Source organism: Flexivirga sp. B27 (assembly GCF_052905685.1).
Window position 1 is genome coordinate 590300 of sequence record NZ_JBPYUM010000001.1, and the last position, 18589, is coordinate 608888.

Here is an 18589-nt window from a genome sequence, read left to right on the forward strand (position 1 = left end):
GCGTGTCCATATCCGCACCCTCGCTTGTCGGTCGCACGATCGACAAGCGATATGTCGTTCGTGAGCATCTCGCCGACGGCGGCATGGGTTCGGTCTACATCGCGCTCGACGAACGCCTCGATCGTGAAGTCGCGCTGAAGATCATGCGGCCGGACCTGGCCCGCGACTCGGACTTCGTGGCGCGCTTCCGGCGTGAGGCCCGGTCCGCGGCTCGTTTGGCACACCCCAACGTCGTCGCGGTGACCGACCAGGGGGCTGACGACGACTACGTCTTCCTGGCGATGGAGCTCGTCCGTGGCCAGACCCTGCGCCAGCTGATCCGGCGCGACGCGCCGCTGCCGGTGCGCACCGCCCTGGACATGACCGAGGGCATCCTGCGCGCGCTCGACGCAGCACACCAGGCCGGCCTGGTGCATCGCGACGTCAAGCCGGAGAACGTCCTGGTCGGCGCGCACGGCGTGAAGGTCGCCGACTTCGGCCTCGCCCGGGCCGTCACCACCGACACCGTGACCGGCGACAGCGACGTGCTGCTCGGGACGGCGGCCTACCTGTCCCCCGAGCAGGTGGAGTTCGGCCAGGCGGACGAGCGCACCGACGTCTACGCCACCGGACTGCTGCTCTTCGAGATGCTCACCGGTGAGAAGGCCTTTCCCGGTGACTCCCCCATCAACGTCGCCTACCAGCACGTGCACGGAGCGACCCCCGTCCCGTCCGACACCGTCTCGACCGTCCCTGCCGCTGTCGACGACCTGGTGCTCCGGGCCGCGGCGACGAGCCCGCAGGATCGCCCGGCCAACGCCGGTGTGATGCTGCACGAGTTGCATCTGACCCGCGACCGGCTGGACGCACTCGACCTCGACCAGACGCCACGGCCGCGCGCCACCGTCCCCGCAGACGATCACGACACCGGCCCGATGGAGGCCGAGTCCACGCAACACATCGACGCAGGCGGACCGCCACGAAGGGCGCGCAGGACGGGTCGGCGCTGGCCCTGGGTCGCGGCGATCCTGGCGTGCGTGCTGCTCGTCGCGGGCGGTCTGGGCGCTTGGGCGTTCACCGCCGGCCCCTACGGCCAGGTGCAGGTCCCGACGGTCGCGGGCAAGCCGCAGGGTCGGGCGGTCGACGCCATACAACAGGCGGGCCTGCACGCCCAGGTGACCAAGGTCTTCTCCGAGAAGGTCGCACGCGGTGTCGTGGTCTCGACCGACCCGGGCCAGGGCAACGACGCCCGGAAGAAATCCACCGTCATGCTCACCGTGTCCAAGGGCCCGGAGCGCTACACCGTGCCGTCCGTCGTCGGACGGTCCTCGGCCGCCGCACGCGCGACGATCAAGAAAGCGCACCTGAAGGTCGGCACCGTCTCCCAGGCGTATGACGAAAAGACCCCCAAGGGCAAGGTCGTCCGGGTCGCTCCCGACGCCGGCAGCTCACAGAAGCCCGGGTCGAAGGTCGACGTGGTCGTCAGCAAGGGCAAGCAGCCGATCACCATCGACGACGTGACCGGCCAGTCGCGCGACGAGGCCAAGCAGACCCTGACCGACGCAGGCTTCAAGGTGACCTTCGGTCCGCAGCAGCACAGCGACACCGTCGCCAAGGGCAGCATCATCAGCCAGAGCCCCGCCGACGGCACCGGCCACAAGGGCGACACGATCCAGCTGGTCGTGTCCAAGGGTCCGGTCATGGTGACGGTGCCCAAGGTCATCGGGATGAACTCCCGCGCGGCCAAGCAGAAGCTGGAGGCCCTCGGCTTCCAGGTCAAGGTGAGTTACCCGCTGCTGGTGCCGGTCCTCTTCCAGGTGCAGGGCCAGTCGGTGAAGGCGCAGCACCAGGCGCCGAAGGGCGGCACCATCACCATCGACGTCGTCTGACACCCTGCGACACAGCTTCCGACCGGCCCGCGGCACACCGTCGCCGATTCGGAAACGGAGGATCCGTCCGATAGCCTGCCTAAGTGATTGACCGTCGTTCCCCCGAGTGGATCGACCGGTTCATCGCTGCAGATCCCGGCTTCAACCGACTTCGGATGGCCCTCCAGGTCGTCGTCAGCATTTCCGCCGCGCTGCTGGCCGAGCGGCTCTTCGTGCACCTGACCGGCGCACTGCAGCAACCGGTCGCCGGACTACCCGCCGACCTTGCTGCGAAGGTCTCCGCGGGCAATCACGCGATGCTTGTGATGAGCATGATCGTCGGCTCGATGGTGTGCCTGATGGCGACCTTCGCTGGCCCGATGCTCCCCACGGTGGGGCGGCTCTATCTGACGATCCTGCTCATGCCGGTGCCGATGATCGCCGGGCTCGCCCTCGGGCTGGCCACCGGCAAGCACCGGGCGCTCGCCCTCACCATCCTGACGCTCATCCTGGCGGGCGGGGCATACATGCGGCGGTTCGGGCCGTGGGGCTTCTTCGGCGGCCAAATGCTCTTCATGGGCGACTTCATGGGCTTCTTCCTCGGCAGCAGGGTCGACTTCTCCACCCTCAGGTGGCTCGCACCGGAGGTCTTCGTCGGCGCGGCAGTGGCCGCGACCGCGCAACTGGTGCTCTTCCACCCCAGCCGCCGGCGCACGCTGCACCGGATTCGGCGCAGCTTCGCCAGTCGTGCCCGCGCTCTCGTCGACTCCGCACTGGAGGTGCTGGACGAGCCGCACGACCGCGGCGCACGACGCCGGCTCGGTCGACGCACGGTGCAACTCAACGAGTCCGCGCTGATGATCGACGCCGCGCTCGCAGCACCGGGTGCGGTGCCGGACGGGGTGACCGCCCGGCAGCTGCACCAGGTCGTCTTCGATGCCGAGCAGGCCCTGAGCAACATGGCGCGGTTCAGCGCGACCCTGGCCCACCTGACCATGAGCCGGCAGGACGCCGATCTGGTCCGTATGGCGCTCACGGCCGTCGGCCGGCACGACAGTGACGCCGCAGGCGCCGCGGCGACGAGCCTGCTCGATCGGCTCACCGAGGCGAACGATCAGCGGTCGACCGACGACACCGCGCGGCACCGGCGCGTCATACTCCACCGCTTCGCCACCAGCGTCCGGGACTGGTCCCGCCTGGCTGCCGACCCGTTCGGGTCGCACAGCACCGACGACGATCTGGAGTTCACCTCCTCCGTCGAACTCGTCGGCGGCTGGCTGCCGGGCTCGTCCAAGGTCAGCGCGAGCGCATCGACGGAGCGAGGTCCGCGCCGCATCGACCGGGTGCGACTGCCGAACAACGTGCGGGTCGCGCTACAGATCGCGGTGGCCGTCAGCGGCGCCATCGTGCTGGGCAGCATGCTGTCGGAGCGCCGGTTCTACTGGGCCGTCATCGCGGCGTTCGTGACCTTCATGGGCGCCAACAACGCCCTCGAGCAGGTCCGCAAGGGGCTCCTGCGGGTGCTCGGCACACTCGTCGGCGTCTTCGTCGGCTCCTTGCTCGCCCACGTGATCGGGCACCGCACCGACCTGGCCATCCTGACGGTGCTGATCTCGATCGGCCTGGGCATCTACCTGCTGCGCGTCAGCTACGCCTTCATGGTGATCGGGATCACCGTCATGGTGTCGCAGATGTATGTCCAGCTCGGCGAATACTCCGACTTCCTGCTCCGGCTCCGTCTGGAGGAGACGGCCATCGGTGCCGCAGTTGCGATCGTGACCGTGCTGGTCGTCTTCCCGCTGCGTTCGTGGCAAGTCGTCCGGGTAGCCGCTCGCGCTCACGCCGAGGCGGTCCAGGCACTTGCCGACGGAGCCCTGCGCCGCGTCACGGGCGAGTGCGCAGATGCCCAATTGCGCAGCGCTGCAAGGACACTCGACGGCGCCCACCAGAGCCTCGTCGCGGCGCTCCGCCCGCTGCGGGGGCTGCCCGGCCCCGGCAGCGAAGTACACCGCGGGCTCCGGTCCGCAGCAGACGCCTCGGTCCACCGAGCGCGGATGATGCTGCGCGAGAGCACACAGGTCGTCGCGGGCCCGGGTGAGGGGTTACGGCCCGACGCCGAGCGCCTCGACGCGGCACGGGACCGGCTCACCGGGTCGGTCGAACAGATCGCGACTGCGTTGTCAGACGACCATCGCGCGAGCGATCACGTCTACACGAGGTCGGCGTCGCTCTTCGATGTCATCGGGACCGGCCGGCCGGATGCCGAGCTCATCACGCCGGAGCAGCTGTTGCTGCGCGACGCCCGCCTGCTCGACGAGTCCATGGCGGCGTTCGCTGCCGCGGCCGACCTGCAGGTGCGCGCGCTGGACGCCGACGCGGCCCTGCTGGCGACTGAGGTCTCCCCCCAGCTGGCCGAACCTGTCGAGGCCAAGCGTGGTTTCGACAAGCTCAACCACCTTTGAGGGCTCAACCACACCTCTGAGGTTTCGACAAGCTCAACCACCTCTCAGGTGGTTTCGACAAGCTCAACCACCTCTGAGACGGAGTCAGCGGCGGGAGAGCATCTCCGCGACGAGGAAGGCCAGCTCCAGGCTCTGCTGGTGGTTCAGCCGAGGGTCGCAGGCGGTCTCATAACGCTTCTCGAGGTCGGCGTCGATGATCTTCTCGCTGCCGCCGAGGCATTCGGTGACGTCGTTGCCGGTCAACTCCACGTGCAGACCGCCGGGCACTGTGCCGAGGTCGCGGTGCACCTCGAAGAAGCCACGGACCTCGTCGATGATGTCGTCGAATTCGCGGGTCTTGTAACCGGTGGACGACTCGAACGTGTTGCCGTGCATCGGGTCACAGATCCACACGACCTTCGCGCCGGTCTCGGTGACCCGTCGCACGATCGCCGGCAGCTTGTCGCGCACGTTGCCCGCACCCATCCGGGTGATGAACGTCAACCGGCCCGGCTCACGCTCGGGATCCAGCCGCTCGATCAACTGCACGATCTCGTCGGGGTCCGCGGTCGGGCCGACCTTGACCCCGATCGGGTTGTGGATGCGTGCCGCGAAGTCGACGTGCGCGTGGTCCAGCTGACGGGTGCGCTCCCCCACCCACACGAAGTGGCCGGACACGGCATAGGGGTTGCCGGTGCGGGAGTCGATGCGGGTCAGCGGCTGCTCGTAGTCCAGCAGCAACGCTTCGTGGCTGGCGAAGAACTCCACACCGGACAGCGGGGTCGACTCGAAGTCGACACCGCACGCCAGCATGAACTTCATCGCCCGGTCGATCTCGCGGGCGATCGACTCGTAACGCGAGTAGGCCGCGTTGGAGATGAAGCCGCGGTTCCACTCGTGAACCTGCCGCAGATCGGCGAATCCGCCTGTGGTGAAAGCGCGTACGAGGTTCAGCGTGGACGCTGCCGTGTGGTAGGCGCGCAGCAGTCGCTGCGGGTCCGGCGTCCGCGACGCCGCGTCGAACTCGAAGTCGTTGATGATGTCGCCGCGGAACGCCGGCAGGGTCACGTCGCCGCGGGTCTCGGTGTCGTTGCTGCGTGGCTTGGCGTATTGCCCGGCCAGCCGACCGATCTTGACCACGGGCGTGCTCGCGCCGTAGGTCAGCACCGCGGCCATCTGCAGGATCGTCTTGATCCGGTCGCGGATGTTGTCGGCGGTGGACTCGGAGAATCGCTCCGCGCAGTCCCCGCCCTGCAGGACGAACGCATCGCCCGTGGCCGCAGCGGCCAGTCGCGACCGCAGGACGTCGCACTCACCGGCGAACACCAGCGGCGGCGCCGCCGCGAGTTCGGCGCGGACCCGATAGACCTCGTCACCGTCCGGCCACCGGGGCTGCTGCAGAGCAGGCAGCGTCGGCCACTCGATGTGCTCGGTCAGCAGCCGGGGTGTGGAACGGGTCTCAGGGGTCGTCGTGCTCACGGGCCAAGACTACGGGCGCCGCATGAGTATGCCGCGCCCGGTATTGCCTACTGGGACTTCTCCTCGGGCTCGTCGACTCCCCCGGGGTCCACGGCTCCCTCGGCGTCCACAGCATCCTCGGCGTCGACGGCGTCCTCAGAGCCCACGGCATCGGCGTCCGCGGCATCAGAGTCCTTGCGCGGCTGCAGTCGACCCTTGGCCTGCGTGGCGAGCGCCGCCGCGCCACCGCCGATCTCCTTGGCCTTCTGGGTCAACCCGCCCTTCTTCAGGGAGGCGGCGTAGACGTCGACGTACTCCTGCCCGGTGAGCAGCATGATTTCGTACATCACCTCGTCGGTGATGGACCGCAGCACGAACCGGTCGTCCTGCATGCCCTCGTAACGGGAGAAGTCGATCGGCTCACCGAAGCGGACGTGCGGCTGAACGACCTTGCCGAAGAGCTTCCCCTGCGGCGCGATCTCGTCGGTGCCGCTCACCCCCACCGGGATCACTGGTGCGCCGGACTCGAGGGCGATGCGGGCGATGCCGGTCTTGCCCTTGTAGAGGCGCCCGTCGGGTGAGCGGGTGCCTTCCGGGTAGATGCCGAAGATCTCGCCCTCGGACAGGATCCGCAGGCCGGTCTGCAGCGCGCCCGCCGCCGCGCTCCCGCTGGAGCGATCGATCGGCACCTGGCCGGCCCCGGAGAAGAACGCCTTCTGCAGGCGTCCCTTGATGCCGGGGGTGTTGAAGTACTCGGCCTTGGCGACGAACGTCACTCGGCGTGGGATGACCAGCGGCATGAAGAGCCAGTCCGCGATCGACAAGTGGTTGCTGGCCAGGATCACCGGTCCGCGATCCGGGACGTTCTGGGCACCCTCGACCGTCGGTCGGAAGATGCCTCTGAGCAGTGGGCCGAGCAGCACCCACTTGAGCAACCAATAGAACACCGTGTCTCCTTCGCACCGCGACGTGATGGCTGCAGTGCCGAGCCGAACCAACTTCACCGATCTGGTGCAGGATACGGCAGCCGCGGTCCACCACACGTCAGGTGAAAGGATGGGCACGGACCGTGAACGAATATTGCATCGAAACCGCAGTGGAGGTACGACGATGGACGTGCTGCCGGGAGCAGAACCTTTTGCACACGACGGCTCCTCGACCGGCGTGCTGGTCTGCCACGGCTTCACCGGCACGCCACAGAGCATGCTGCCGATCGCGCGCCGCTGCGCCGACGAGGGTTACACCGTACGGCTCCCCCGGCTGCCCGGCCACGGCACGCACTGGAAGGACCTCAACCGCACCCGATGGACCGACTGGTGGTCGGCGGTCGACGGCGCCTACCGCGAGCTCGAGGAGCGGTGCGACCGGGTCATCGCGGTCGGGCTGTCGATGGGCGGCACGCTGGCCACCCTCGCCGCGCAGACACATCCTCGTGGCATCGACGGCCTGGTGTTGATCAACCCGGCATACACGATGCGCGACCTGCGGTTGAAGGCCCTGCCGCTGCTACAGCATGTCGTGCCGTCGATCCCCTCCATCGCCAACGACATCAAGAAGGACGGCGCCACCGAGCTCGCCTACGAACGCACTCCGTTGCGGGCGCTGCAGTCCCAGCGCGGGATGTGGGCGCAGGTGACCCGCGACCTGCCCCAGGTCACCCAGCCGGTGTTGCTGATGCACTCCCCGGACGATCACATCGTCCCGCCGGAGTGTTCCGCGATGCTGCTCGCGCGTGTGTCCAGCACCGACAAGACCGAGATCCTGCTGACCGACAGCTATCACGTCGCAACGCTCGACAACGATGCCGCACTGATCGAGGATGAGACTGTGCAGTTCATCCAGCGGGTGACCGAGCCGTCGTCAGCATCGTGAGACCACGATGATGAGTCAAAAGATCATGAGTCCAAGATCATGAGTCCCGACAGGCGCGAGGAGCCGGAGGAGCAGACCGACATCGATCGCCGGTTTGCCGACATCATCTGGAATATCGACCCGTCGTTCACCATCTCCGACACCCCGGCACCGACCGAGCCGTCGAAGAACGGCCCGGCGGACCGGAGCCGGCAGGAGCCGGGCCCGCTGGACCCCAACGACCTCGCCGGCCTCGAAGAACCCGACGAGCCCATCGAGCCCGCTGAAGAGACCCCGGCGCGTTCGCCGCTGGCCGACATACCCGACCAGTGGCGGATGCCGACCGACGGCCCGTCGTCACTGCTCGACGACGAGGACGACACCTTCGTGCCCGCGCCGCCGCAGCCGCTGCCGAGCGGCGAGGACCTCGGCTTCTGGACGATGGTCGGCTGCCTGCTCGGCGGGCCGGCGTGGTTGCTCTACCTCTACTTCTTCGACCGCTACGCCCAGTCACTGTGGTGGGTGCTGGCCTGCACGCTCTTCGTCGCCGGCGTCATCCAGTTGTTCATGCGGTCCCCGAAGAACCGCGACGACCTAGACGATGACGACGACGGGGCCGTTCTCTAGCAACGGTCGATCGGTCACAGATCGATCAGTCGGCCAGTGCGCTGACGTCGAGATCGACCACCACCGGGAGATGATCCGTGGCGGCCGCCAGCCGTTCTGCCGGAAGCGCCAATTCCGGTGTGCTTCCTGGCAATTCGGCTGAAGCGAAGATCCCGTCGATGCGTTTGTGCGGTCGACTCGCGGAGTAGGTCGGCCGGTCCGCCGAGACCTCCGGCAGGGCACTCGCCAGGCGGCGCCAGGTCTTGCCCTTCGGCTCCTCGTTGAGGTCGCCCCCGGTGACCATCGGCGGTGTCGGAGTGCCGGCCGCCGCGAGCAACGCCTCGACCTCCGGCAGCCGGTCGGTGCCGCGCAACGACAGGTGGAGGCTGGCCGCCACCAGCGGGCGATGCCCCGGCAACCGCACCGTGGCCATGCCGTAGCCGCGCGGCTCGTCATAGCTGCGCACCGGCAACTTGCCGTGGTGCGCCTCGAGGACGTCGAGCCGCAGGCTGGTCATCAGCGTGGTGCTCATCCGGAAACGCTTGCCCCCGAACCACGTCAGCCCGACCTCGTCGGCCAGCCCGGCGATCCGGTGACCGGACACCGGATGTCTGGGCACCTCCTGCAGCAACAGCACGTCCGGCGCGATCGCCCGGATGATCTCGACCAACGCCGCGCGATCGTCCTTCAACGCGCGGATGTTGTATGACGCAACCCGGATCACGTGGTCGCGGCGAGCCGGGCGCGGCATACCCGCGCTCACCGCGGCTGCCCGGTGTCCGCTGCGGCGGCCTCGAGAACAGCGGTGCGCGCCAGATCCGCGGCACCCACGAAACCCGACTCGTTGCCGAGTCCGGCCTGCACGACCCGCGCCTCGGGACGATAGCCACGGCCCGCGAGGTGCCGGCGGAAGGAGTCACGTGCCGGGTCCAGCAGCATGTTCCCCGCAGCGCTCACCCCGCCACCGATGACGAAGGCACCCGGGTCGAAGGCGTTGGCGAGGTTGGCCAGGCCGGTGCCCAGCCAGGTGCCGATCTCGGCCAGCAACTCTTCGGCCGTCGGGTCACCCGCGCGTGCTGCCTCGGTGATCATCGGCCCGGTGAGCTGTCGGGGGTCACCACCGATGCTGGCCGCCAGGTCGTGCGCCAGCGGTGAGCCGGCCAACACCAGCGAACGTGCCTCCCGCACCAGGGCGTTCCCGCTCGCGTACTGCTCCCAGCAGCCCCGGTTGCCGCACTCGCAGCGGTGCCCGCCCGGCATGACCTGCATGTGCCCGAACTCGCCCGCGATGCCGAACCGCCCGCGCTGGATGCGGCCGTTGACGATGATCGCCCCGCCGATGCCGGTGCCCAGGTTGACCATCACCACGTGTGACTCGCCCTGGACGTTGCCGAAGCGGTATTCGGCCCAGCACGCCGCGTTGGCGTCGTTGTCGACGAAGACCGGGGTGGCCAGGCGCTGGACCAGCGCCTCGCGCAACGGCTCGTGCCGCCAGGACAGGTGCGGCGCGAAGACGACGGTCGCGCGGTCTGCGGCGACGAAGCCCGCGGCCCCGATGCCGACCGCGATCACCTCGCTGCGCGCTCGGCCCTGCAACTCCTCGACGACCTCGACGATCAGGTCCTCGACGACCTTCGGCTCGGTGGTGCGGTGCGGGGTGTCCCGGCGCACGTGGTGCAGGACCTGTCCGCTCTGATCGACCACACCGCCGGCGACCTTCGTTCCGCCGATGTCGATCCCGATCGCGACCTGCTCGGGCGCGCTCATCGGCGATCCCCGTTGTTGTCCTCGTCGCTGCCCTTGCCGCCGTCCTCGGCACCGTCCGTGACCGGGACTTCCATGTCGTCCGCGCCGGGCGTGCCTGCACCGGGATCATCGGCGGTGCGGCGGTCCTGTGCCGCGGTGCGCAGGCCTCCGGCCACCACACCCAGCAGGTCCGCAACACGATCTAGCAGGTCCGGTTGCACGGCTTGCACCAGCCCGGCAAGTCGGCATACGGGGCACATGCGGCATACGGCTTCGACAGCGGGGCCGTGCGCACAGTCACAGTGCTGCACGGTGTCCCTCGGCTCCGGGTGCCTCGCGTCCGCATCCTTCGGCTCCGCCGCGCCGGTGTCAGGCTGCTCCTCACGCCCTGCGCCGGTGGCCTCGTCCGGCGTCGCTGCCGCGTCCGCCGCCAGCTTGCTGTTCTGCGCCCACACCGAGAAGGCTTCGGCCAACCGCATCGCCTCCTCGGCGACCGAGGCCGCTCCGGTCTGCGACTCGTCGTTGCCGGTGGGTTGGTCAGCGGCACCGTCAGTGGGTCCGTCTGAGCTTCCGTCGGGTGTCACGTCAGGCTCCTGCTCGGGTAGGGCGAAATGCAACGTCAAGCATGCCGTCCCGCAGACTGGCACTGGACGGGCGGCACCGTTGCAGCACGGACGGCAGATCGAGCACCGACTGGTGCCCGGTCGCCGCAAGCGTCAGACTGTGCCCGGACCAGCGCAGTTTCAACTCACGAAAATCACTGAGTGGCAACGGCATTCGCATCTGATATCCCTCGTCAGTCATATCCGCGACGATCTGCACCGGCGGCTGCGTGTCCCAGTCGGACGCCAGCCAGTCCACTGGCGACGCGACACGTGGCACGCCCGGCAACAGATCCTCCGGTCCGTTCTCCAGCCCGACCACGCCGCGCACCAGCACACCGCTCAGGGCGACACCGACGCCGATCCGGGCCGTCTTGCCCGGGTCACCGCCGACCAGCAACACGCCACCGGAGCCACCGCACACGGCGTTCCGGATCGCGCGTGCTCGTTCCGCGCTGGCCTGCACCTGCCCGAGCAGCGCGGGCCCGGGCAGCTTCCCGCCGACGGCCGCGGCAAACGGCCGCGCAGTGCGCAACCACTTGCTGCTCACCCGAGACAGTTGCAGGAGGCTGGCGGGCAGCATGCGGGCCAGCCGGGCAAGATCCGGTCCATTGCTACCGGCGTCGACCACGACGATGTGCTCGTCGGAAGCCTCGACCGGGATCGACCACAACAAGCGCAAAGCTGCGGCGGTGTCGGTATGCCGAAGCGGCTCCACCACCTCCGCCGAGTCGCCGAGCACCGACAACAGGCTCTGCAGGTCAACGGTCTTCGAAGCCGCCAGCGCAGCGGCAGGTCCGGCGGCCGGTATTGCCTCGGCACACCGGGAGCGGGCACCGGTGTAGGGGTCGTTGTCCAGGACGGTGACCGGCCGCCCGGCGGCGGCAAGGTGGTCGGCGATGCCCGCCGCCATCGTCGACGAGCCCGCTCCCCCCGGCCCGGCGACCACTAGGACGCGAGGGGCCATCAGCCGCGTCCCGAGGTTGCAGGACTGACTCTCATCAGCCTTCGACGCGCTTCTTCAAGCCCTTCAAGGCGGTCTCGATGATCGTCTTCTCGGCCTTGCGGCGGATCATGCCGATCACGGGGATGCTCAGATCGACGGTGAGCTCGTAGACCACGTCCGTCCCGTCGTCGTCACCGGACAGCCGATAGACGCCGTCGAGCGATTTCAGGATGCTGGACCGGACCAACTCCCAGGTGACGACTCCAGTCCCATCCTCCCCGACGTCCCAGGTGTAGGAGAGCACGTAGGTGTCCTTGATGACGCCGGCGTCCAGCGTCAACTCGACCTCGAGCGGCCAGCCCTGGTCGTCCTCGGTCAGGACCTTCGCGTGCTTGATCTGCCCGGTCCACTCGGGATAGCAGTCGAAGTCGGCGATCACGTCGAGAACCTGTGCAGGCGGCGCCTTGATCGTCACAGTGGACTTGGTGCTCTCAGCCATGCGGGGAGCCTACCCGCCGGTCACTCCCCGTTGTCGATCTGTTGTCTCAGAAAAGCGGCGAACTCGCCCTGCAGCGAGTCACTGGTCACGCCGAACACTGCTCGGAATGCACCGGATCGGCCGCCGTCCACCTCCCGCACGAAATGCGTGAACGTGCTCAGGCCGAAGCGGTGGACGAGGAATGCGCACCACCCGTACGCCTCCTGGTATGCCGCCTCGGGCGCGGACCGGAAGCGTGCGTCGCTCGGTGGCCCGGTCGGCACGCGTCCGGCACGAACGGCGCGGGCGAGCTGCGGTGCCGCGCTGGCCAGGCCCAGCCGCGTCGGGCGATAGGCGGTCAGCTCCGCCGCACCCTCGACGATCCATCGGCTGATGTCGGAACGATCAGCCTGGTGCAGTGCGACGTGCGTCAGCTCGTGCGTCAGCACGACCACCCTCCCCTGCTGCGTCACTCGGCTGAACAGCGCCGGCGCGAGCACAACGTGATCGTCCGCAGTGGTGGTCGCGGCCACCTGCCCGCCGGCTTCGGTGTTGCCGCCGCGGCGGCGGAAGTCGGCGGCGTCGGAGGCCACCTCGACCTGCACCCGGCCGACCAGCACCGAGTCACCCCACACCTGTCGGACGTCGGCGACCGCGTCACGGGCATCACGCGAAACCTCGCGCAACCGGGACTGCGGCACGTCTCCGGACACCACCACGTCCGCGCCACGCACGGTGGTGACAGCACTCGCTGCTGTGCTCCCCGATTGGCTTACCGACTGGCTTGCTGACCGACTGCCCGACTGGCTCACGGAGGAGCAGCCGGCCAACGGCACGACCAGCAGCACCCAGCACAGGACGCACACGACGCGGCCCCTGCGCGCCGGCCAGGTGGACTCCTTCACCCGGTCGACCGTAATGGCTTCCAGGGCTCGATCCGCGCGCTCGCCGATGCTGCTTCCTGCGCGGTGATCAGGCCGACCGACGCGAGGCCGTCGACCGCACGTCGTTCATCGGCGTCCAGCCGCTGCTCGAGCGGCGCGAGCTGCAGCAGCGCAGTCACCATGCACTCGGCGCAGTGTCGGTCGCGCACCGGGCACGTCTCGCAGTCGATCCGCATGTCTTCACCTCTTCGTCCTCTGTGGTCGACTCTGCCTACCTGTCAACCATTGACTCGGACGCTAGGCGTGACCTATGACAGCCCCGTCCCGGCAGCCGCCGTGATCACGTCGGTCAGCCGCTGCAGACGCTCGGTCCGCAACCGCCATGCCTGCCAGTGCAACGGCACGTCCGCGGCATAGCCGCGCACTACACGCACCAACTCACCACGCTGGATCCGGTCCTGCGCCTGCGCGATCGGCACCATGCCCCACCCGAGGCCGGATGCAACTGCGGACACGAAGGATTCGGAGGACGGCACCTCGTGCACCGGACCCTCGGGCTCGACCCCTCGCGCCCGCAGCAGCTCGTCCTGCAGGTCGTCCCGGTCGTTGAAGCGGACCATCGGCATACGGCCCAGGTCCAGCGCGCGCCCCGTGCGGTGCCGGTCGCGCAGCCCCGGTGTGCACAGCGGCAGATAGCGCATCCGCCCGAGCGGAAGCACCGAACACCCCTGCACGGCAACCGGATCGGAGGTGATCGCGGCAACCACGGCGCCGGTGCGCAGCAGGGTGCTGCTGTGTGCCTGGTCCTCGACACGTAGCTGCAGTGCGAATCTCTCCCACTCGGCCACAGCTGACAGCACGCCGGTGAACCAGGTGGCCAGCGAGTCGGCATTCACCGCCACGGCGAGCGACTCGACACCGGTCTTACGCAGCCCCAGCTCGGCGAGCGCCTCCTGCTCGAGGGCTGACTGCTGCCGCCCGAGCCGCAACAGGATCTGTCCGGCGCTGGTCGGACGAACCGGTGAACTGCGTTGCACCACAACGGCACCCACCGCGACCTCGAGCGCACGAATGCGCTGGCTGACCGCCGACGGTGTGATGTGCAGCCGACGTGCCGCCGCTTCGAAGGTGCCCTCGTCGGCGACCGCGACCAGGGTTTCCAGCTGCTCCGCCTGCATGAAACAATGCTAATGCTTATGCAGAATCTTTCGCTGGTCTTCACACCGCGGTCCACTTAGATTGGCCGCACCATGCTCGGTCCCACTTTCGCCGGCCTGTTCACCGGCCTCTCCCTCATCGTCGCCATCGGAGCCCAGAACGCCTTCGTGCTCCGACAAGGGCTGACACTGCAGCACATCGGGTCCGTCGTCCTGGTCTGCATCGCCGGAGACGTCCTGCTCATCACCGCAGGCGTGGCCGGCGTCGGCGCCATCATCCGCAGCCATGCAGACGTGCTCGTGGTGCTGCGCTGGGCCGGCGCGGCATACCTGGTGTGGTTCGGCATACGTTCGCTGGCTGCGGCGCGGCGGCCACGCGCCCTGGCCGCCGAACGCACCGCCACCCGTGGTTCGGTCGTCGGCGCAGCGCTCGCGATCACCTTCCTGAACCCGCACGTCTACCTCGACACCGTGCTGATGCTGGGCAACATCGCCAACCAGCAGGGGATCACCGGCCGGTGGTGGTTCGCCGCCGGCGCTTGCCTCGGCAGCGTCACCTGGTTCCTGACCATCGGGTATGGCGCACGACTCGCCGCACCCCTGATGAGCCGCCCGATCACCTGGCGGATCCTCGACGTGTTGATCGGGCTGACGATGCTCACGATCGCGGTCCTGTTGATCACCGGCTGACGGCGCGTCACAGCCGGATTGTCATACCCCACACCTACGTTCGGAGACATGCCGAACCACGCTCCGATCCAATCGACGTTCGACGACCTGGGCACGCCCCTGGCCGACGTCACGTTCGTCGTGCTCGATCTGGAGACGACCGGCGGCAGTCCGACCGAGTGCCAGATCACCGAGATCGGCGCCGTGAAGGTTCGCGGCGGTGAGGTTCTCGGCGAGTTCCAGACGCTGATCAACCCCGGTGAGTCGATCCCCGCGTTCATCTCGGTCCTGACCGGCATCACCGACCCGATGGTCGCGTCCGCGCCATACATCGACTCCGCGCTGCCGGCATTCCTGGAGTTCATCGGCGACGCCGTGCTCGTCGCGCACAACGCGCGCTTCGACATCACCTTCCTGAAGGTCAACTGCGAGCGGCTGGGCCTCACCTGGCCCGGCAGCCGAGTGCTCGACACGGTGCACCTGGCCCGCCAGCTGGTGACACGCGACGAGGCACCCAACCACAAGCTCTCCTCACTCGCCCGCCTGTTCAGCACCCGCGTCACACCCGACCACCGCGCGCTGCACGACGCGCAGGCGACCGTCGACGTCCTGCACGGGCTGATCGAGCGCGTCGGCAGCCTCGGCGTGCACACGCTGGAGGAGCTGAGCTCCTACACCTCCCGGGTCACGCCCGCCCAGCGGCGCAAGCGGTTCCTGGCCGACTCGTTGCCCTCCGCGCCCGGCGTCTACATCTTCAAGGACGAGCGGGGCGAGCCGCTCTACATCGGCACGTCGATCGACATCAAGCGCCGGGTCCGCAACTACTTCACCGCGAGCGAGCAACGCAGCCGGATGGCCGAGATGGTGCGCCTCGCAACGGCCGTCACACCGATCGTCTGCCAGACGACGCTCGAGGCCCAGGTTCGCGAGCTGCGACTGATCGCCGAGCACAAGCCCCGCTACAACCGGCGGTCCCGGCACCCGGAGCGGGCGATGTGGCTGAAGCTGACGGCCGAGGTGTTCCCGCGGCTGTCGATCGTGCGCACCGTCCGCGACGACGGCGCGACCTACGCCGGGCCGTTCGGTTCCCGCGCACTGGCCGAGCAGGCCGCTGCCGCGGTGCACGAGGTGGTCCCGTTGCGGCAATGCACGGGCAAGCTGTCCCGCAAGGGCACCGGCACCGCCTGCGTTCTGGCCGAGATGGGGCGCTGCGGCGCGCCCTGCATCGGGCGCCAGTCACCGGACGATTACGCCACGATCGCCGACCGAGTGGCACGCGCCCTCGACGGTGACGGCCACCAGGTGATCGACGCGTTGGGCGACCGGCTGCGAGCGCTGTCGGCCGACCAGCGGTTCGAGGACGCCGCCACGGTTCGCGACCGCATGCTCGCACTCGTGCGTGCCGCCGCCCGTGCACAGCGTATGACGCCGCTGGCCACCAGCCCGGAGATCGTCGCCGCTGCACCCACACCGGCCGGCGGCTGGGAGTTCACCTGTGTGCGTTACGGCCGCTTCGCCGGTGCGACGGTGTGCCCGCCGCGCGCGGACCCGACGAGTTTCATCGCCGCGCTTCGCGCCGGTGCGGAGCACGTTGCGCGTCCGGACGCTCCGGTGCCGGCCGCCACCTACGAGGAGACCGAGAAGATCCTGCACTGGATGGAGCAGCCCGGTGTGCGCATCGTCGACATCGACGGCGTCTGGGTCTGCCCGGTGGGCGGCGCCGCGGGGGCGCAGGCGACGCTCGACCAAACCTTCGACCGCTCCGACGTCCCCGGCTTCGAGGAGTCGACCGCCTTGCGACGACGACCGGGTGGTGTGCGATCTGATGCGAGCTTGCGAGCAATCTGATCGCAACCCGGCCCGCGAGGAGTGCAATCAACAACACTGCGGCTGCGGCCACACCGGCGCGCGGCCGGGTGAGCTGCGACTAAGGTTGTCGCATGATTTCTGCCATCGTGATGATCAAGGCCGACGTCGACCGCATTCCCGAGGTGGCACAGCAGATCTCGGAGATCGACGGGATCGCCGAGGTCTACAGCGTCACCGGTGACGTAGACCTGATCGCCGTCGCGAAGGTAGCCAAGCACGAGGACTTCGCCGACGTCATCGCTGATCGGCTCAACAAGGTGGACGGCGTGCGCGACTCGCAGACGCACATCGCGTTCCGCACCTACTCCAACCGGGATCTCGGGGCAGCCTTCGCCATCGGCCTGGATGACTGAGCGCGACGCTTAGGCGCGTGCCGTCGCCGTGGCCCAGCGGTCCACGACCGCGGCCGCAGCTCCGGAGTCGATCGCGTCACGGGCCCGCGACATACCTGCGGCCACCGCATCGTCGAAGGATCCGTGCGCGCCGAAGCGGCCTTCGGCCTCCCCCGCGTCCACGACTGCCAGCGCGAGCCCGGCGTTGAGCAGCACGGCGTCGCGCACTGCTCCGGTCGCGCCGCCGAACACCTCACGGGCGACTCCCGCGTTGAAGTTGGCGTCACCGCCGCGCAGCGCGTCCAGACCGGCGAGGTCGATGCCGTGCCGGCGCGGGTCGAGACTGTGCACGGTGGTCTCACCGTCACTGACCCAGTGCACGGTGGAGGTCGTCGTGACGGTGACCTCGTCCAGGCCGTCGTCGCCGCGGGAGACGGCCGCATTGCGACCACGTTCGGCGAAGACACCGGCCATCAACGGCACCATGCGCGCATCGGCAGCCCCGATCGACGCATAGCGCGGCGCTGCGGGGTTGGTCAGCGGGCCGAGCACGTTGAACGCCGTCCGGATCCCGAGCTCACTGCGGGTCGGTGCCGTGAACCGGAACGACGGATGGAAGGTCTGCGCGAAACAGAAGGTGATGCCGGCGGTCCCGGCGACCTCGGCCACCTGACCGGCGTCGAGGTCGAGCCGCACCCCCAGGGCCTCGAGCACATCGGCGGCGCCGGACCGTGAGGACGCGGCACGGTTGCCGTGTTTGACCAGAGTCACGCCTGCCCCGGCGGACACGATGGCCGACATCGTCGAGATGTTGACCGTGTGTGCGCCGTCGCCGCCGGTGCCCACGATGTCCAGCGTGCGCCCCGGCACCTCGATCGGCACGGCGTGCCGGATCATCTCGTCCGCGAGGCCGCGGAATTCGTCGACGGTCTCGCCCTTGGCACGCAGCGCGACGAGGAAGCCCGCGATCTGCGAGCCGGTGGCCACGCCCGACATGATTTGGTTCATGGCCCACCCCGCCTGGGGTGCCGTCAGGTCCACGCCGTCCAGCAGCGCGTCGAGCAGACCGGGCCAGGTGATCTCCGCCATTGCGAAGTGTCTGCTCAGGAAGTTGCGCCGCGGCGCGTCAGGTCCGCGATGGCGGTGCTGATCGCCAGCGGGTCGATCGGGTGCGGCACCGCGGCGTCGCACTGCGACCACACGGCGAGCCAGCCGTCCGACGGGCGGCCGGTCAGCACCAGGACCGGCGGGCATTCGAAGACTTCATTCTTCAGCTGCCGGCACAGGCCCAGACCGCCCAGCTTGGCGGCTTCGCCGTCCAGGATCAGCAGGTCGTAGTGCTCGTTGTCCACTGCCTCGACGACGGCGGCGGGGGTCGCGCACTCGCGCCAGCTGCTGATCTCCACGTCCTTGGCGGGCCGGCGACCGACACCGAGCCGGACGGCATCGCGGGTCGCGATGTCGTCGCTGTAGAGCAGGACGGTCAGCTGGTGGACGCCACCGGTTGTCTTACCTGCCGGGACCACTGCGGAGGAGGAGCTCATAACCCTGAATGCTACTGGTCGGGCCGGGCACGAACGACAGCAGCCGGTCGTTGTCAGAGCAGACACCCGCAGGATGACGGCGTCCGAAGAGAAGCGCTGGCACGAAAAGAAACTCGCGCCAGAGTCATTCTTGTCAGACCTCGGGGGGTCGCTCGCGCA

The 18589-nt window shown here is 68.9% G+C and carries 19 protein-coding genes; 7 read left to right on the forward strand and 12 right to left on the reverse strand.

Annotated elements, in window-relative coordinates:
- The first annotated feature begins 2 nt into the window (after positions 1–2).
- Complete coding sequence (gene pknB / locus ACSZL9_RS02845) at positions 3–1868, forward strand: Stk1 family PASTA domain-containing Ser/Thr kinase (protein ID WP_446663950.1); 1866 nt, start codon at positions 3–5, stop codon at positions 1866–1868.
- Positions 1869–1951: 83 nt separating this feature from the next.
- Complete coding sequence (locus ACSZL9_RS02850; protein ID WP_446663951.1) at positions 1952–4309, forward strand: FUSC family protein; 2358 nt, start codon at positions 1952–1954, stop codon at positions 4307–4309.
- A gap of 84 nt (positions 4310–4393) precedes the next feature.
- On the opposite strand, the gene ACSZL9_RS02855 is transcribed toward ACSZL9_RS02850, so the two are convergent.
- The gene (locus ACSZL9_RS02855; protein WP_446663952.1) at positions 4394–5767 is read right to left on the reverse strand and encodes a class II 3-deoxy-7-phosphoheptulonate synthase; all 1374 of its coding nucleotides are present in this window, start codon (positions 5765–5767) and stop codon (positions 4394–4396) included.
- A 47-nt stretch (positions 5768–5814) separates the two neighbouring features.
- Positions 5815–6693, reverse strand: a complete 879-nt coding sequence (locus ACSZL9_RS02860; RefSeq protein WP_446663953.1) for a lysophospholipid acyltransferase family protein — start codon at positions 6691–6693, stop codon at positions 5815–5817.
- Positions 6694–6856: 163 nt separating this feature from the next.
- Between ACSZL9_RS02860 and ACSZL9_RS02865 the strand changes: the two genes are divergently transcribed.
- Positions 6857–7618, forward strand: coding sequence for an alpha/beta hydrolase (locus ACSZL9_RS02865; RefSeq protein ID WP_446663954.1), 762 nt, complete (start codon positions 6857–6859; stop codon positions 7616–7618).
- 39 nt (positions 7619–7657) lie between these two features.
- Entirely contained in the window at positions 7658–8224 is a 567-nt protein-coding gene (locus ACSZL9_RS02870) for a hypothetical protein (protein ID WP_446663955.1), read from the forward strand.
- Between the two features lie 25 nt (positions 8225–8249).
- On the opposite strand, the gene ACSZL9_RS02875 is transcribed toward ACSZL9_RS02870, so the two are convergent.
- From ACSZL9_RS02875 to ACSZL9_RS02910, 8 genes are all read right to left on the reverse strand, one after another.
- On the reverse strand, positions 8250–8954 hold the full coding sequence (locus ACSZL9_RS02875) for an endonuclease/exonuclease/phosphatase family protein (protein ID WP_446663956.1): 705 nt from the start codon (positions 8952–8954) through the stop codon (positions 8250–8252).
- 8 nt (positions 8955–8962) lie between these two features.
- Positions 8963–9970 (reverse strand): ROK family glucokinase, encoded by a 1008-nt coding sequence (locus ACSZL9_RS02880; RefSeq protein ID WP_446663957.1) that lies wholly within the window; start codon positions 9968–9970, stop codon positions 8963–8965.
- Positions 9967–10533, reverse strand: coding sequence for a hypothetical protein (locus ACSZL9_RS02885; RefSeq protein ID WP_446663958.1), 567 nt, complete (start codon positions 10531–10533; stop codon positions 9967–9969). The genes ACSZL9_RS02880 and ACSZL9_RS02885 overlap by 4 nt, the downstream gene beginning before the upstream one ends.
- Position 10534: 1 nt before the next feature.
- On the reverse strand, positions 10535–11518 hold the full coding sequence (locus tag ACSZL9_RS02890; protein WP_446663959.1) for a hypothetical protein: 984 nt from the start codon (positions 11516–11518) through the stop codon (positions 10535–10537).
- A 34-nt stretch (positions 11519–11552) separates the two neighbouring features.
- Positions 11553–11996: an SRPBCC family protein gene (locus tag ACSZL9_RS02895; protein ID WP_446663960.1), complete on the reverse strand. Its 444-nt coding sequence runs from the start codon at positions 11994–11996 to the stop codon at positions 11553–11555.
- Positions 11997–12016: 20 nt separating this feature from the next.
- Positions 12017–12880 (reverse strand): hypothetical protein, encoded by an 864-nt coding sequence (locus tag ACSZL9_RS02900; protein ID WP_446663961.1) that lies wholly within the window; start codon positions 12878–12880, stop codon positions 12017–12019.
- The gene (locus ACSZL9_RS02905; RefSeq protein ID WP_446663962.1) at positions 12877–13095 is read right to left on the reverse strand and encodes a hypothetical protein; all 219 of its coding nucleotides are present in this window, start codon (positions 13093–13095) and stop codon (positions 12877–12879) included. Before ACSZL9_RS02905 ends, ACSZL9_RS02900 begins: the two co-directional genes overlap by 4 nt.
- A gap of 72 nt (positions 13096–13167) precedes the next feature.
- Positions 13168–14037, reverse strand: coding sequence for a LysR family transcriptional regulator ArgP (locus tag ACSZL9_RS02910; protein ID WP_446663963.1), 870 nt, complete (start codon positions 14035–14037; stop codon positions 13168–13170).
- Positions 14038–14109: 72 nt separating this feature from the next.
- Between ACSZL9_RS02910 and ACSZL9_RS02915 the strand changes: the two genes are divergently transcribed.
- From ACSZL9_RS02915 to ACSZL9_RS02925, 3 genes are all read left to right on the forward strand, one after another.
- Positions 14110–14706, forward strand: a complete 597-nt coding sequence (locus tag ACSZL9_RS02915; RefSeq protein ID WP_446663964.1) for a LysE/ArgO family amino acid transporter — start codon at positions 14110–14112, stop codon at positions 14704–14706.
- Positions 14707–14754: 48 nt separating this feature from the next.
- Positions 14755–16533 carry a DEDD exonuclease domain-containing protein gene (locus ACSZL9_RS02920; protein ID WP_446663965.1) on the forward strand — a complete coding sequence of 593 codons (1779 nt, stop codon included), beginning with the start codon at positions 14755–14757 and terminating at the stop codon, positions 16531–16533.
- Between the two features lie 92 nt (positions 16534–16625).
- Positions 16626–16907, forward strand: coding sequence for an Lrp/AsnC family transcriptional regulator (locus ACSZL9_RS02925; protein WP_446663966.1), 282 nt, complete (start codon positions 16626–16628; stop codon positions 16905–16907).
- A gap of 9 nt (positions 16908–16916) precedes the next feature.
- On the opposite strand, the gene trpD is transcribed toward ACSZL9_RS02925, so the two are convergent.
- Both trpD and ACSZL9_RS02935 read right to left on the reverse strand, forming a co-directional pair.
- Entirely contained in the window at positions 16917–17975 is a 1059-nt protein-coding gene (gene trpD, locus ACSZL9_RS02930) for an anthranilate phosphoribosyltransferase (protein WP_446663967.1), read from the reverse strand.
- Positions 17976–17989: 14 nt separating this feature from the next.
- Positions 17990–18430: a hypothetical protein gene (locus tag ACSZL9_RS02935; RefSeq protein ID WP_446663968.1), complete on the reverse strand. Its 441-nt coding sequence runs from the start codon at positions 18428–18430 to the stop codon at positions 17990–17992.
- Between the last annotated feature and the right edge of the window lie 159 nt (positions 18431–18589).

Coding starts and splice junctions, on each gene's coding strand:
- ACSZL9_RS02870 (WP_446663955.1), top strand. CDS start 7,658: ATGAGTCCCGACAGGCGCGAGGAGCCGGAGGAGCAGACCGACATCGAT.
- ACSZL9_RS02905 (WP_446663962.1), bottom strand. CDS start 13,095: ATGCGGATCGACTGCGAGACGTGCCCGGTGCGCGACCGACACTGCGCC.
- ACSZL9_RS02875 (WP_446663956.1), bottom strand. CDS start 8,954: ATGCCGCGCCCGGCTCGCCGCGACCACGTGATCCGGGTTGCGTCATAC.
- ACSZL9_RS02915 (WP_446663964.1), top strand. CDS start 14,110: ATGCTCGGTCCCACTTTCGCCGGCCTGTTCACCGGCCTCTCCCTCATC.
- ACSZL9_RS02890 (WP_446663959.1), bottom strand. CDS start 11,518: ATGGCCCCTCGCGTCCTAGTGGTCGCCGGGCCGGGGGGAGCGGGCTCG.
- ACSZL9_RS02910 (WP_446663963.1), bottom strand. CDS start 14,037: ATGCAGGCGGAGCAGCTGGAAACCCTGGTCGCGGTCGCCGACGAGGGC.
- ACSZL9_RS02880 (WP_446663957.1), bottom strand. CDS start 9,970: ATGAGCGCGCCCGAGCAGGTCGCGATCGGGATCGACATCGGCGGAACG.
- ACSZL9_RS02935 (WP_446663968.1), bottom strand. CDS start 18,430: ATGAGCTCCTCCTCCGCAGTGGTCCCGGCAGGTAAGACAACCGGTGGC.
- trpD (WP_446663967.1), bottom strand. CDS start 17,975: ATGGCGGAGATCACCTGGCCCGGTCTGCTCGACGCGCTGCTGGACGGC.
- ACSZL9_RS02925 (WP_446663966.1), top strand. CDS start 16,626: ATGATTTCTGCCATCGTGATGATCAAGGCCGACGTCGACCGCATTCCC.
- ACSZL9_RS02920 (WP_446663965.1), top strand. CDS start 14,755: ATGCCGAACCACGCTCCGATCCAATCGACGTTCGACGACCTGGGCACG.
- ACSZL9_RS02865 (WP_446663954.1), top strand. CDS start 6,857: ATGGACGTGCTGCCGGGAGCAGAACCTTTTGCACACGACGGCTCCTCG.
- ACSZL9_RS02895 (WP_446663960.1), bottom strand. CDS start 11,996: ATGGCTGAGAGCACCAAGTCCACTGTGACGATCAAGGCGCCGCCTGCA.